This is a genomic window from Silvimonas sp. JCM 19000 (genome assembly GCF_054652575.1).
In genome coordinates this window covers 106,738-120,041 of record NZ_BAAIHC010000008.1, presented here as the reverse complement: position 1 = coordinate 120,041, position 13,304 = coordinate 106,738, and the positions used below count along the sequence as shown (strand labels likewise).

At 59.0% G+C, this 13,304-nt stretch carries 13 protein-coding genes; 5 read left to right on the top strand and 8 right to left on the bottom strand.

Annotated elements, in window-relative coordinates; all coding sequences use genetic code 11:
* The first annotated feature begins 20 nt into the window (after positions 1-20).
* From ACYQ1A_RS09755 to mnmA, 4 genes are all read left to right on the top strand, one after another.
* Entirely contained in the window at positions 21-581 is a 561-nt protein-coding gene (locus ACYQ1A_RS09755; RefSeq protein ID WP_499361878.1) for a pseudouridine synthase, read from the top strand.
* 186 nt (positions 582-767) lie between these two features.
* On the top strand, positions 768-935 hold the full coding sequence (locus ACYQ1A_RS09750) for a hypothetical protein (RefSeq protein ID WP_499361877.1): 168 nt from the start codon (positions 768-770) through the stop codon (positions 933-935).
* Positions 936-1,046: 111 nt separating this feature from the next.
* Positions 1,047-1,505: an NUDIX hydrolase gene (locus ACYQ1A_RS09745; RefSeq protein WP_062220589.1), complete on the top strand. Its 459-nt coding sequence runs from the start codon at positions 1,047-1,049 to the stop codon at positions 1,503-1,505.
* Positions 1,502-2,560: a tRNA 2-thiouridine(34) synthase MnmA gene (gene mnmA / locus ACYQ1A_RS09740; RefSeq protein WP_499361876.1), complete on the top strand. Its 1,059-nt coding sequence runs from the start codon at positions 1,502-1,504 to the stop codon at positions 2,558-2,560. Before ACYQ1A_RS09745 ends, mnmA begins: the two co-directional genes overlap by 4 nt.
* Positions 2,561-2,774: 214 nt before the next feature.
* On the opposite strand, the gene ACYQ1A_RS09735 is transcribed toward mnmA, so the two are convergent.
* Positions 2,775-4,265, bottom strand: a complete 1,491-nt coding sequence (locus ACYQ1A_RS09735) for a YdgA family protein (RefSeq protein WP_499361875.1) — start codon at positions 4,263-4,265, stop codon at positions 2,775-2,777.
* A gap of 63 nt (positions 4,266-4,328) precedes the next feature.
* The gene (gene purB, locus ACYQ1A_RS09730) at positions 4,329-5,699 is read right to left on the bottom strand and encodes an adenylosuccinate lyase (RefSeq protein ID WP_053939924.1); all 1,371 of its coding nucleotides are present in this window, start codon (positions 5,697-5,699) and stop codon (positions 4,329-4,331) included.
* Between the two features lie 237 nt (positions 5,700-5,936).
* Between purB and ACYQ1A_RS09725 the strand changes: the two genes are divergently transcribed.
* The gene (locus ACYQ1A_RS09725; RefSeq protein WP_499361874.1) at positions 5,937-6,827 is read left to right on the top strand and encodes a 2OG-Fe(II) oxygenase; all 891 of its coding nucleotides are present in this window, start codon (positions 5,937-5,939) and stop codon (positions 6,825-6,827) included.
* A gap of 224 nt (positions 6,828-7,051) precedes the next feature.
* On the opposite strand, the gene ACYQ1A_RS09720 is transcribed toward ACYQ1A_RS09725, so the two are convergent.
* The 6 genes from ACYQ1A_RS09720 to ACYQ1A_RS09695 all read right to left on the bottom strand — a co-directional run bounded on the left by ACYQ1A_RS09720 (position 7,052) and on the right by ACYQ1A_RS09695 (position 13,253).
* Positions 7,052-8,038 carry a hypothetical protein gene (locus tag ACYQ1A_RS09720; protein ID WP_499361873.1) on the bottom strand — a complete coding sequence of 329 codons (987 nt, stop codon included), beginning with the start codon at positions 8,036-8,038 and terminating at the stop codon, positions 7,052-7,054.
* Positions 8,035-9,045, bottom strand: coding sequence for a D-allose ABC transporter permease (gene alsC, locus ACYQ1A_RS09715; protein WP_083459531.1), 1,011 nt, complete (start codon positions 9,043-9,045; stop codon positions 8,035-8,037). The genes ACYQ1A_RS09720 and alsC overlap by 4 nt, the downstream gene beginning before the upstream one ends.
* A gap of 15 nt (positions 9,046-9,060) precedes the next feature.
* Positions 9,061-10,569, bottom strand: a complete 1,509-nt coding sequence (locus ACYQ1A_RS09710; protein ID WP_499361872.1) for a sugar ABC transporter ATP-binding protein — start codon at positions 10,567-10,569, stop codon at positions 9,061-9,063.
* 83 nt (positions 10,570-10,652) lie between these two features.
* The gene (gene alsB, locus ACYQ1A_RS09705; RefSeq protein ID WP_499361871.1) at positions 10,653-11,597 is read right to left on the bottom strand and encodes a D-allose transporter substrate-binding protein; all 945 of its coding nucleotides are present in this window, start codon (positions 11,595-11,597) and stop codon (positions 10,653-10,655) included.
* Between the two features lie 92 nt (positions 11,598-11,689).
* Complete coding sequence (locus ACYQ1A_RS09700; RefSeq protein ID WP_499361870.1) at positions 11,690-12,328, bottom strand: nucleoside/nucleotide kinase family protein; 639 nt, start codon at positions 12,326-12,328, stop codon at positions 11,690-11,692.
* 43 nt (positions 12,329-12,371) lie between these two features.
* Positions 12,372-13,253, bottom strand: a complete 882-nt coding sequence (locus tag ACYQ1A_RS09695; protein ID WP_499361869.1) for a sugar phosphate isomerase/epimerase family protein — start codon at positions 13,251-13,253, stop codon at positions 12,372-12,374.
* Positions 13,254-13,304: the final 51 nt, after the last annotated feature.

Genomic DNA, 13,304 nt, shown 5'->3' with positions numbered 1-13,304 from the left:
GTTGAATGGACCAATACGTAATGAGCAAACTGATTTTATTGAATAAACCGTATGGCGTGATCTGCCAGTTTTCGCCCAGCCCGCCACATCAGTGCCTGGCCGATTATGTGCCGGTCAAAGACGTCTATCCGGCCGGGCGGCTGGATACCGATTCTGAAGGACTGTTGTTGCTGACCGATGACGGCCGTCTGCAACATCGCATCACCGATCCGGGCGCACAGAAGTGGAAAACGTATTGGGCCCAGGTAGAAGGCGCCCCCGATGAAGCCCGCTTGCAGCCTTTGCGCGTGGGCGTGGATCTGGGCGACTTTGTCACGCGGCCCGCGGTTGTCAGCATCATGGATGAACCGCCGGGCTTGTGGCCACGCCATCCGCCCATCCGGCAGCGTGCCAATATCCCCACGCACTGGCTGGAGATCCGCATTCATGAAGGCAAAAACCGTCAGGTGCGTCGTATGACGGCCAAGGTCGGGTTCCCGACGCTGCGCTTGATCCGCGCTGCGATTGGCGACTGGACACTGGATAATCTGGCCCCCGGCGAGTGGCGTGAGCTCCCCGCGCCCGCTTCGCGTCGGCGCTGAGTGGCGGCGCGACGCTCATAAAAGCCCATCGTCAATGACGCGGGTGTTGCGCCAGAGTCTCAACCGCGTATTGCGGATTGCTGTAATCCGGGATGTAACCTAATTTGATTGCTGACGGCAGACGTCGCAACCCATGATCGATGGCTGCCGTTGCATGGAAACGGACATTCAAACCAGGAGAAACAGATGAAGTATGTGATCGCTGCTTTAGTCGTGTTGTGCTTTGGTGGTTCGGCGCTGGCCGAAGAAATGCCGACTACTGCCACGCCGGATAGCGTGCAGAAAACCCAGAAGCAACGGGTTAAACACAAAAAGACCAAGAAGGCTTCGGCGGCAGCAGCCAGCGCGTCCTGATTTCGGTTGGGGCGTTCAGCGGCAACGGGCAGGCCAGACCTGCCCGTTGTTGTCTCTGTTATCCGGTTAGACCATCGGGTAGAATTCCGCTTTGCATTCAGAGTGGTAACGATGTTCAAACCCAACACGACGGTCGCCGCAGTGATTGAACGTGACGGCCGTTTTCTGGTGGTAGAAGAAATGATCGCGGGCCAGTTGCGGCTTAATCAGCCTGCCGGCCACCTTGAGCAAGGCGAATCGCTGATCGATGCCGTGATTCGCGAAACGCTCGAAGAAACTGCCCATCATTTTGTGCCAACGGCGCTGACCGGCATCTATCAATGGTCTCCGCCCGAGCGGCCTGAACTCACCTATCTGCGCTTTACCTTCACCGGCGAGATTACCGGCTTTGACGCCGAGCGCGCGCTCGACGATGGCATCGTGCGCGCGGTGTGGCTGACGCCGGAAGAGCTGGCGGCGCGCGCGCATGAACATCGCAGTCCGTTACTGAATGGCTGTATCCGCGATTACCAGGCAGGGCAGCGTTATGCGCTAAGCCTGCTACACGATTACGACCGGAGCGAGGCATGACCCAGAAAATCGTAGTGGGCCTGTCGGGGGGCGTCGATTCTTCGGTGACTGCACATTTGCTGCAACAGCAAGGCTATGACGTGGTCGGCGTCTTTATGCAGAACTGGGAAGACGACAACAACGACGAATACTGTTCGATCAAGGAAGACAGCATGGACGCCATTGCGGTGGCCGATTTGCTGGGGATCGATATCGAACTGGTCAATTTTGCCGGGCAATATAAAGACCGCGTGTTCAGCTATTTTCTGGCCGAGTATTCGGCGGGCCGCACCCCCAATCCGGACATCCTGTGCAATAGCGAAATCAAATTCAAATGCTTTCTGGATTACGCCATTGAGCTGGGCGGCGCCAAAATGGCCACCGGCCATTACGCCGCCAACCGCGTGCGCCCCGATGGCCGCACCGAGCTGATTCGCGCGGCGGACCAAAGCAAAGACCAGACGTATTTTTTGTATCGCTTAAGCCAGGCACAAGTCAGCCAGGCGGTGTTTCCGCTGGGCGAATTGCAGAAATCGCAAGTGCGCGTCATCGCCGAAGAAATTGGTCTGCCCAACGCCAAAAAGAAAGACAGCACCGGCATCTGTTTTATTGGCGAACGACCCTTCCGCGATTTTCTGAATCGCTATCTACCCAAAGTGCCGGGGGCGATGGTGACGCCAGAAGGCCGGGTCATGGGCGAGCATATGGGGCTGATGTATTACACCATTGGCCAACGCCAGGGTCTGGGCATCGGCGGGGAAGGGCTGCCGTGGTTTGTGGCGGGCAAAGACATGGACAAGAACGAGCTGATCGTGGTGCAAGGCCATGATCATCCCAGCTTGCTGAAGCATGATTTGCTGGCGCTGGATTGCTCGTGGATATTGGGCGAGACGCCCGCGGAAGGCCGTTATACCGCCAAGACGCGCTATCGCCAGCAAGATGCGGCGTGCACGTTAACGCATGTGGACGGCGGGGTGGCGCTGCAGTTTGATGAGCCGCAATGGGCGATGACACCGGGGCAATCGATGGTGCTGTACCAGGGCGATGTGTGCCTGGGTGGCGGCATTATCCAATAAAACATGGGCCGCTCGGTATGGATGGCCAGATTTGCCATAAGGCGATCCACCACGCATAGGGTGGGTCGTGACCCACCAACCAAAGCCGGGCGAAAAACGCAAAGATCGCGAATCTTGTCAGCGGCGTTGAATGGTGGGTCTTGACCCACCCTATACGTAAAAAAGCGTGGCACATGGCCACGCTTTTTTTATGTCGACGTCTGACGACAGCCGCTTATTTAGCCGCCGCGCCCGAGGCATTCGATGGCGTGGTTTTCAGCCCCGCCGCCGCAGCCGCTTGTTCCCACGGCAGCGGCACATCCACGCCGTTGAGCACAAACTTGCCCGCATCCAGCGTGGCATCCGCCGACAGGTTGTCGCCGTCGACATTGATCAGTTTCTGATCCGCCATCCGGTTGATCTGGCCTTCAACAAACTGGCCCGCCAGGTAATCCAGATCGGCCTGCGACACGCCGTTGCCGTTGTTGCCGAACATATTGCGCGCTTGCCACGTCACGATATTGGCCACCACTTTGCGCGGCACGTGGAAATTGGCTTTGGCCACCAGCTTGCGCATAAACACCGCCGGTTGGTCCAGATCGCCCGGCTCAAAGCCTTTCAGGCCGACTTCGGCATTCAGATGGATGCTGCTGTCCGGCAGTTTGATATCCAGCGTCTTGATGGCCAGGCGGGGATCATGCGTCAGTAGCGGCATGCCGTTGCTCTTGGCCAGCTTGACCAGTTCGGCTGACAGTTGCTCGCGCGTCAGCTGCTGCTTTTGCAAGCGGTTGAATTCATCGCCCAGCCGCGACAGCGTTGGGCCGTGCAGATGCGTCGCTTCCGCCAGCAGCTCAGCCGGGCCGTACGGTTGATCGTTCAGCACCAGCTTGTCGAGCAGAAAATGCGCGCTGCCATCGACCAGCTCACCGTTTTCGCTCAGCTTGCCCTGATATTCAAAGTTCTGCAGCGCCAGTTTGAACGGGCTATCGCCTTGCATCTCCAGATTGAAGGCCGCGACCTTGGTGCCCGAGGTGCCGATCATCAAGCCGGTTTTGCCGCGCACGTGGTCGGCGGTCAGCGTCAGATTGGTCAGATCAAATTTGGCATGACCTTTGGCTTCGCCCGACAAACCCGGCGCAGTGGCCAGGAATTTGACGCGGTTAAAGTCGCCGCCGTAATCCAGCGTCGAATCCAGCCCCTGCCATTTAACCTTGACGCCGGAAATCGCTTCTTCGTAATCGAAGGCGGGCACGGTGATATGGATGATGCCGTCATCGTTAAATGCGATGCGGTTTTCCATCTCGATCGGCTTTTGCGTGCCAAAGAAACGCGCCAGAAACTTTTGCGTATCCGGCGTGAAATTGAATTCGGTGGTCACTACCGCTTTATACGGATGCGGATTGAAGTGGCTAATCAGCGGCAGCGGGCCGTGTTCGATGTGCTGCGTATACGTCACTTCAAACTTCGGCAGCGGCTCGCCTTCTTTTTCCAGAAAAAAGCGATACAGCTGCGGATTGACCTGTAGCGTCACATGCTCGGTGGACGAGAACCAGCCGCGCTGATAATCGCGGTTCTTGACGATGAAATACGGCAGGCTGGTCAGCCATTGGTTTTGCTTGTCGAGCGTTTGTTGCACCGAGCGCCCCGCCATCCACGAGCTGCCGACATAAGCCGCGCCCAGCAGGACCACGGCCAGAGAGCCGCCTACCAGTACTTTACGTTTCACCGAAATGTTCTCCCGCAAACCAACACGGCCAGCATAGGCTGGCCGCGTGGCGACGATCTGTTTTTAGATCTTGTTAGCCAGTTCGACCGCTTTACCGATATACGTCCACGGCGTCAGCGCTTTAAGGCGTGTTTTTTCGGCTTCCGGAATCGCCAGGCCTTCGATGAAGACCGCCAGCGCTTCGCGGGTAATGCCGCTCTTGCCACGCGTCAGTTCTTTCAGTTGCTCGTACGGGTTAGGCACGCCGTAACGACGCATTACGGTCTGGATGGGTTCAGCCAGTACTTCCCAGTTGTCGTTCAGGTCATCCAGCATGGCCTGGCGATCGGCCAGCAGCTTGTTCAGACCCTTCAGGCACGACACATATCCTAGTTGCGCATAGCCCAGACCGACGCCCATATTACGCAGGACAGTCGAATCCGTCAGGTCACGTTGCCAACGCGAGATCGGCAGCTTCTGCGACAGGTGCGTGAGCATGGCGTTGGCCATACCCAGATTGCCTTCGGCGTTTTCAAAGTCGATCGGGTTGACCTTGTGCGGCATGGTCGAGCTGCCAACTTCATTCTTGTTAACGCGCTGCTTGAAGAAGCCCAGCGAGATATAGCCCCAGATGTCGCGGTTAAGGTCGATCAGGATGGTATTGACGCGCGCAACGGTATCGAACAATTCGCTCATGTAGTCATGCGGCTCGATCTGCACCGTGTACGGGTTGAACGTAATGCCGAGGCTTTCGACGAAGCGTTGGCAGAATTGTTCCCAGTCCACATCGGGGTAGGCGGACAGATGCGCGTTGTAGTTGCCAACTGCGCCGTTGATCTTGCCCAGCACTTCGATCTTTTCGACGCGGGCCAGTTGGCGCTCCAGGCGATACGCCACGTTGGCCAGTTCTTTACCCATGGTGGTCGGCGTGGCCGGTTGGCCGTGGGTACGGCTCATCATGGCGGCGTCGGCCAGGTCGTGCGCCAGCTCTTTGAGCTTGGCGACAATCTCGCGCAGCTTGGGCGCGGTGACGGCATCGCGCGCGCCTTTGAGCATCAGCGCGTGCGAAAGGTTGTTGATGTCTTCCGAGGTGCAGGCAAAGTGGATGAACTCGCTGGCGGCCGAGATTTCCCGGTTGCCGGACAAGCGTTCTTTCATCCAGTACTCGACGGCCTTCACATCGTGATTGGTGGTGCGTTCGATGGTTTTGACTTCGAGGGCGTGCTCGACCGAAAACTGGTCGACCACGTGGTCGAGTTCGGCGATGGTCGCCGCAGAAAACGGGGCAATTTCGGTGATGGCCGGATCGGCCGCCAACGCTTTCAGCCATGCAATCTCGACGGTGACACGGTGTTTGATCAGCGCGTATTCGCTGAAGAAAGGACGCAGGTCAGCCAGTTGTTTTTCATAGCGGCCGTCGAGCGGGGAGAGTGCGGTGAGTGCGGAAAGATCCATTTTGATGAAAATGCCCGGTTAAGCGGTTGAATCGAAGGCCGGAATTTTAACACAGGCCAGCCCGCCGCTCTGCCGCACTTACAGGTGGCACGGCAAGTGTTGGGCAGAACACAGTGTGCAGCCGCCGGGCGGGCTTTGCTGTACTGCAACGCAGGCTGAGGGTGACAGGGGGCAATCGCCAGGTTAAAAAGACGTCACAACAAGCCGTACCACAAACAGATCGAGGATGGAGAGTCCATGGAGAAAATCACCAGTATTTCGCCAGAATGGCAAAACTGGCTGCTGGAAAACCTTGGCCGTGGCTGCACGCCGCAATCACTGATAGATGTGATGGTCGAGAAGAACTTTGACCCGATGTTCGCAAGCGCCATCGTGTTTCACTTTTCCAGCAGTAATAATCAGGCGCGCCCGAGCGTGGCGGCCAAGCCTGGCGCGCAGTCGATCAAGGAAAAAGCCGCTGGCGGCGGTTATCAGTACGAAACCCCGCGCTTGCTGCCCGGCAACGTCATCCACACCAACGACCGCGCCATCCATGTGGTGCAACGCGTGGCCAAGCCGGTGGTGGCGTTTTTTGACAACGTGCTCAGCCATGAAGAATGTGATGAGCTGATACGCTTGTCCGAAGCCCGCCTTAAACGCTCGACCATCGTCGACCCCACCACGGGCAAAGACGCGGTGATTGATGATCGCACCAGCTTTGGCACGTTCTTTACCGTTAACGAGACCGAGTTCATTGCCAAGCTGGATCGCCGTATTGCCGAGCTGATGAACTGGCCGGTAGAAAATGGCGAGGGGCTACAGATTCTTAATTACAAGGTCGGGGGCGAATACAAACCGCACTTTGATTATTTTCCCGAAACCGACCCGGGCAGCCAGGTGCATTTGCGCAACGGCGGCCAGCGTGTTTCCACTTTGGTGATGTATCTGAACGATGTGGAAGAGGGCGGTGCCACCACCTTTCCGGAACTGGGCATGCAAGTGGGGCCGAAGAAAGGCGCAGCGGTGTATTTTGAGTACACCAACAGCAGCGGCCAGGTCGACCCGCTCACATTGCATGGCGGCGCGCCGGTAGAGAAAGGCGAGAAGTGGATCGCCACCAAGTGGATGCGCCAGCGCAGGTTCTCTTAAGCGTTGCCCACTAGCTTTACAACAAAACACCGCCAGGCAAAACCGGCGGTGTTTTGTTATCCGACCCGCATCTAAAAAGAATGCTGCGTAGGGTGCGTTACCCCCGCTGGGGGCAACGCACATTTTGAGGCGCCAGCCTCGGCCCCCAAGGGGCCATCCACCGTCCATGGCATAACCGAAATGTGCGTTGCCCCCGAGGGGCAACGCACCCTACTCTCAAGACGCTATCGTGCGGATAACCGCCACGTGATTTCGGTGACGCGCTCAGGGCTAAACGCGATGCCCTTGCGTTGCGCCAGCCCATGCTCCGCCGGCGGCGTCGCTACCCGTGCCAGATCAAACACGCTATTCGCCGGCTCGACCCCGATGGCGTAATGCCGCCCATTCCACGGCGCATGGTCACGCCCCGCATTGCTGATCCATACCAGCGCATCGGGCAACTGTTTGCTATCCCATTCCAGCTCCACTGTGCCGGTGGGGTAGCGCAACACAAACGGCGGTTTGCAATCGACCAGCTGGAACAGCTCTTCGGTCTTGATCGGCAACGGCAAACGCGTTAAATCAAGCGGGCCATCAGCAGTCGGCAGCGCGTTCAGTCCCTGCGCCTGCATATTCGGCGCGATGCGCGACACCCCCGGTTCTTGCGGCACCGGATAGGTTTCGATGTGGCTAAAGCCGCAGCCCAGCACTTCCACGCCTTCTGCGGGCACGGCAAAGGTCGGGTGCAAGGCCACCGGCAAGGTGACGGCGCGGCGGGCGTGCACCAGCAAGGTAACGCTGACCGCAGCGGCATCCGGGTCCACCGCAATGCACTGCTCCAGCCGCGCAATCGGCTCGGACGCGGGCAGATCAATCGCAATGGTCAGGCTGGAATCACTTCGCGCCACCAGTTGCCATTCGTGATTGGCGGCAAAGCCGTGATCCCACGGGCTGTCACTGGCATGCGTGGCCCAAGCGGCGGGCAGATCGGCCGGCGGCTGGGTCATGCCAAACGGCACGCATGGCCAACTGCCGCGCAAACTGCGCAAGATGCCGGGCAAGGCCGGGTCGGGCTGCCATGGCGCAACTTGCAACGGCGACACCGTGCGCGCGCCAGCGGCATCGTGCAAATAAAAGGTCACCGGGGCCAGCATGCCGCCCAGCGCTTGCACGCTGAACGAACCATGCGGCCATACCAGATCCCAGTGGGTGAGTGCGGCTGACGTGCTCATCGCGCGTTCTTTTTGCCAAAGAATTTATCAACGGTGACGGCAGCGATAATCAGCGCGCCCATCACGATCTGCTGGTAGTACGACTGCACATTCAGCAGGTTAAGAATGTTGTTGATCACCCCAATGATCAGACCACCGACCACCACGCCCGGAATCTTGCCGCGGCCGCCAAAGAAGCTGGTGCCGCCAATAATGGCCGAGGCGATGGCAAAGGTTTCAAAGCCCACGCCGGCGTTCGGTTCTGCGGCCGAAGTGCGCGCCACGGTGATCACACCGGCAATCCCCGCGCAGATGCCCGAGATCACAAACACCACCAGCGTGTGCAGCTTGACGTTAATGCCGGAGAAGTAAGCCGCCTGCGCGTTGCCGCCCAGCGCATAGATATTGCGACCCAGGCGCGTGTACTTGGTGACAAACCACAGCACCCCGGCCACCACCAGCGCAATCAGCACCGGCACCGGCACGCCAACCACACGACCCGCGATGATGTCGCCAAAGCGCGGATCAAAGCCGAACACCGAAGCCGCGTTAGAGATAATCAGCGTCACGCCACGATAAATCGCCACCGTGCCCAGCGTGATAATGAAGGGGTGCAGCCCGGTTAAATTAACCAGCAGGCCATTCACCGCGCCCAACAGGCCGCCCAACAAGACGCCGCCCAGCAAAATGGCCAGCCAGAACGGGCAGCCCGCCATCATCAGTTGCGCGGTAACCATGCCGGTTAGCGCCAGCATCGAGCCCACCGACAAATCGATGCCCGCAATCAGGATGGTAAAGAAGACGCCACATGCCAGCAGCACCATCACCGAGCTTTGCAGCAACACCTGCAGCAGGTTGTCGGTGGTCAGAAAGTATTGCGGGCTAAGCGCGCTGGATAACACCAGCAGAATCACCAGCACACCAAAAGTGCCGTAGTTCTGCCACAGCTGGGCGAAGTCGCGTTTTGCGGGGGAGGGTGTCACAGCGGCGGTTTCCACTGCGGTTTCGGTCTGGATCATGATCTTCATCTCCGAGGCCAGGCGTCAAGCCGTGGCCACATGCATGATGTTTTCTTCGGTGGCGTCGGCGTTGTTAAACACCTCGGCGATGCTGCCGTTGCGATAGACCGCGATGCGATCGCACACACTCAGCAGTTCGGGCAGTTCGGACGAGACCACGATGATGCCTTTGCCGGCATCGGCCAGCTCTCGCAAAATCTGGTAGATCTCGCTTTTGGCGCCCACATCGATACCGCGCGTGGGCTCGTCAAAGATAAACAGGTCACTTTTGGCGGCCAGCCATTTGGCGATGATGGCCTTTTGCTGATTACCGCCAGACAGCTCGGTAATGTTTTGCGCGGGCGACGAACAGCGGATGCGCAAACGCGCCTTGTAGTCGTCGCCAAACTGTTTTTCTTCGGCAAAGTCGATGCGTTGCAGCGACAGTTGCCGGTGTGCGGTTTTCAGCATCGGCAAAATCGAGATGTTTTCCGCAATCGAAAAATTGTGGAAAAAGCCGGTGTGACGGCGGTCTTCCGTCACCAGCGCCAGGCCCGCCTTGATGGCGGCATACGGGCTGTCCGGGTTGATCACCTTGCCGTTGAGCGTGATGTCGCCGCCGTTGCGTTCACGTGCGCCAAAAATGGTTTCCATCAGCTCGCTGCGGCCCGAGCCAATCAGCCCGGCAAAGCCGAGGATTTCGCCCTGGCGCAGTTGAAAACTGACATCGCGCACGCGGCCATCTTTAGAGCTGAGCTTGTCCACCGCGAACACGGTGCTGGCCCCGGCCTCTCGCGTGGGATCGGGCCGGCTGTGGGTAATTTCGCGGCCCACCATGGCGGCCACCAGTTTGTCGGTGGAGGTGGTGCGGGCGTCATAGGTGCCCACATAACGGCCATCTTTCAGCACCGAAACACGGTCACCCACAATCGGAATTTCTTTGAGCTTGTGCGAGATGTAGACCAGGCCGATGCCTTGGGCCTTCAGCTCCTGAATCACCTTGAACAAATGCGCCACTTCTTCATCGGTGAGCGAGGAGGTGGGTTCGTCCATGATGATGACGCGGGCGTCGCTGGCCAGCGCCTTGGCAATTTCAACCTGCTGTTTTTCCGAAATCGACAGATCACCCACCAGCATGGCCGGATGCCGCTTCAGGCCAACGCGGCGCATCGCTTCTTGCGCCTTGTTGCGAATGGTGACGCGGTCGACCACGGTCAGGCCCCACTTTTTGCAGGTGGGCAGATTGCCGATAAACAGGTTTTCTTCGATGCTCAGATAATCGACCACCGACAATTCTTGATAGATCAGCCGGATGCCGTAGGCCTTCGACAGATTGGGCGTCAGCTGCTCATACGTGGTGTCGCCCAGCGTAATCTGGCCCGAGGTGGGCTGGTAAATGCCGCTGAGGATCTTCATCAGCGTGGATTTGCCCGCGCCGTTTTCGCCCAGCAGCACGTGCACTTCGCCAGCGCGGATATCAAAGCTGACATCCTGCAGCGCAACCGTGCCCGGAAACCGCTTGGTAATGCCTTTGACTGCCACCAATGCAACCATGGCGCGTACTCCCGTACTTCGGATGAAGCCGGGCTACGCACGCGGGGGCGTGCGTAGCCGCAGCTTTTTACGGTCAGGCCAACTTAGTTGACGCGGCCGCTCTTGTTAACCACATACGAATCGACCGGGGCAAAGTTCGGCTCGGCTTTCGGGTCCATCGGCGGCTTTTTGGCGACGGCGTCCAGCAGCATGTCCAGGCACTTGGCGCCAATCGCAGCCGGGTTTTGCGCCACGGTGGCGGTCAGCTCGCCGCGTTTGACGCTATCCAGCGCTTCCGGCACGCCATCGGTACCTACCACAATCACTTTGCCCAACTTGCCGGCGTTTTTAACCGCCTGCACAGCGCCCAGCGCCATCGTGTCGTTGGCGGCGTAGATCGCGTTCAGGTCCGGGTTGCGTTGCAGGATGTTGGTGACCACATCCAGCGCCTTGGCGCGGTCCCAGTCAGCGGGTTGGCTGGACACCACGGTAATACCCGCATCCTTGAACGCCTTGTCGACACCAGTGCGGCGCGCATCGCCCGACACATTGCCGGCCTTGCCTTCGATGACGGCCACTTTATGCGGACCTTTGCCCAGCAACGAGGCGATGTACTTGCCGGCCTTTTCGCCCAGCGCCACGTTATCGGTACTGGCAAAACCCACGACGCTGCCGCCCAGGGCGCGCAACTGGTTAACGTCGACTTTCTCGTCGATGTTGACCACGTATGTGCCCTTTTTGTTGGCGCGAGCAATTGCCTGCACCAGGTTTACCGGCGAAATCGGCGCAACGCCGATGCCCTTGTAGCTTTTGTTAACCACGTCCTCAACCAGACGCTGCTGGCCTTGCAGATCGTCCTCGCTGGCCGGGGCCAGGATATCGACTTGCACATTGCGTTTTTTGGCTTCGGCCTGAATACCGTCGCGCATGGACACCCAGTACGGGCCCGACAAGGTCTTCAGCACCATGGCCACATCAGCCGCTTGGGCCATACCGGAAATCAGCATTGCGCCGGTCAGTGCCAGCGTCATTTTTTTGAATTGCTTCATCGTACGTCGCTCCTGGTTCCGGGCTGCATTAAGGCCCGGTTTATTGGAAACCGGCCCGCTGGCGCAGGCCAGGCGGGCGCAGTCGTTGTCCGCTAAACGCTAAACACCACATCGGCCCGCGCGCGGGTTGCGGCGATGCGTACGGCATTGGGTTCGTCGGTGTTGATCACCCACGCTTTGGCGGCCGCTTCGTCGCGACCAAATTGCATATGGCGTTGCACCAGCCGTTGCTGGCGCAGGGCGTCGTCCACATCGACATACCAGACTTCATCCAGCAGTCCGTAGACGTGCGCCCAGTGACCATGGTCCAGCAGCAGATAGTTGCCTTCGGTGATCACCAGTTGTGTCTCGGGGAACACCGGAATCGCGCCAGCGATGGGTTCTTCGATCTCGCGGCGGAATTCCGGTGCATAGACGATCTCGCCCGCCACCGGTTCGCGCAGTCGGCGCAGCAAGCTGACATAGCCCGCGCTGTCGAACGTGTCTTCCGCGCCTTTGCGCTGGGCCCGGCCCAGCCGCGCCAGCTCGACATTGGCCAGGTGATAGCCATCCATCGGCACCACCACGGCACGCTCGCCAAAATGCGCCAGCAAGGCCGCCGACAACGTCGATTTGCCAGAGCCCGGCGCACCGACCAGGCCGAGGATGTGGCGTTGGCCGTCGGCCAACAGGGCCTCGATCCGCTCGATGTAATGCGCGGCGATCTGCACAGAAACGCTAGGGTTGGACATCGTATTGATCCTGGATTGGGTTACGGACGCAAAAAAAGGACGCTCAGTATGCGCGCCCCGTCACGCCAAGGCCCGCACCTTTGGCCTGCGCCAGAATAAAGCTGCGCGCATGCGTGGCCAGATCCATGCCGTCATCCCACAGGTTGCGCCACACGGCCAGATCGTTGGACAGGCCCTGCGCCACCACGGTGGAGGAGAAGCTTTCAAACGTGATCGGGCCTTGATAATTGATGGCGGCCAGCGCGTGGAAGAAGCTGGTGAAATCGATGGTGCCCGAGCCCAGATAGCCGCGATGGCTTTCGCCGATATGCACGTAACCCAGACGGTCGCCGCATTCCAGCACCGGCTGCACAAAGTCCACTTCTTCGATATTCATATGATAGGTATCGAGGTGGACCACCAGGTTGGACGCGCCCACTTCATCAATCAAGGCCAGCGCCTGACGTGCGGTGTTGATGACGTTGCTTTCATAGCGGTTCACCACTTCGATACCGATGGTGACGCCTTTGGCTGCAGCCAGATCAGACAAGCGACGCAGGCTTTCCACCACGTGTTTGCGGCCCAATGCCGTCACCGGCTGGCCATATTTGCCCAGCGCGCTGTATGGCACGCCACCGTAATAAGAACCGCCCAGGGCGTGGGTCAGATTGACCGCTTCTTCCAGCAGTGCCACGCCCTTGGCCACGACGGCAGGATCGTCACTCGATACATCTGCGTTGAATGCCAGACCGCGCGAGCAGCCCACCTTGAGGCCGTGTTCTTCCAGCAGGCTGCGGGTTAACGCAACGTCCATCACTTTCGGGTCATGCAGTGACAACTCCACCAGATCAAAACCTGCCGCTTTGCTCTGGGTGATTACCTTGCGTGCGCCTTCGGGGGTCAGGTCGCCGGCCCAGACCAATGCGTGTATGCCTAATGGATTCATCACTCGTGCTCCTGTAAATGCACCAACAAAAAGGGGTAATGCACAAATCGT

What these genes read in the sequence shown, in the direction of transcription:
- ACYQ1A_RS09745 (WP_062220589.1), top strand. Translation starts at nt 1,047, where the DNA reads ATGTTCAAACCCAACACGACGGTCGCCGCAGTGATTGAACGTGACGGC.
- ACYQ1A_RS09695 (WP_499361869.1), bottom strand. Translation starts at nt 13,253, where the DNA reads ATGAATCCATTAGGCATACACGCATTGGTCTGGGCCGGCGACCTGACC.
- ACYQ1A_RS09750 (WP_499361877.1), top strand. Translation starts at nt 768, where the DNA reads ATGAAGTATGTGATCGCTGCTTTAGTCGTGTTGTGCTTTGGTGGTTCG.
- purB (WP_053939924.1), bottom strand. Translation starts at nt 5,699, where the DNA reads ATGGATCTTTCCGCACTCACCGCACTCTCCCCGCTCGACGGCCGCTAT.
- alsB (WP_499361871.1), bottom strand. Translation starts at nt 11,597, where the DNA reads ATGAAGCAATTCAAAAAAATGACGCTGGCACTGACCGGCGCAATGCTG.
- mnmA (WP_499361876.1), top strand. Translation starts at nt 1,502, where the DNA reads ATGACCCAGAAAATCGTAGTGGGCCTGTCGGGGGGCGTCGATTCTTCG.
- ACYQ1A_RS09720 (WP_499361873.1), bottom strand. Translation starts at nt 8,038, where the DNA reads ATGAGCACGTCAGCCGCACTCACCCACTGGGATCTGGTATGGCCGCAT.
- alsC (WP_083459531.1), bottom strand. Translation starts at nt 9,045, where the DNA reads ATGAAGATCATGATCCAGACCGAAACCGCAGTGGAAACCGCCGCTGTG.
- ACYQ1A_RS09755 (WP_499361878.1), top strand. Translation starts at nt 21, where the DNA reads ATGAGCAAACTGATTTTATTGAATAAACCGTATGGCGTGATCTGCCAG.
- ACYQ1A_RS09725 (WP_499361874.1), top strand. Translation starts at nt 5,937, where the DNA reads ATGGAGAAAATCACCAGTATTTCGCCAGAATGGCAAAACTGGCTGCTG.
- ACYQ1A_RS09710 (WP_499361872.1), bottom strand. Translation starts at nt 10,569, where the DNA reads ATGGTTGCATTGGTGGCAGTCAAAGGCATTACCAAGCGGTTTCCGGGC.
- ACYQ1A_RS09700 (WP_499361870.1), bottom strand. Translation starts at nt 12,328, where the DNA reads ATGTCCAACCCTAGCGTTTCTGTGCAGATCGCCGCGCATTACATCGAG.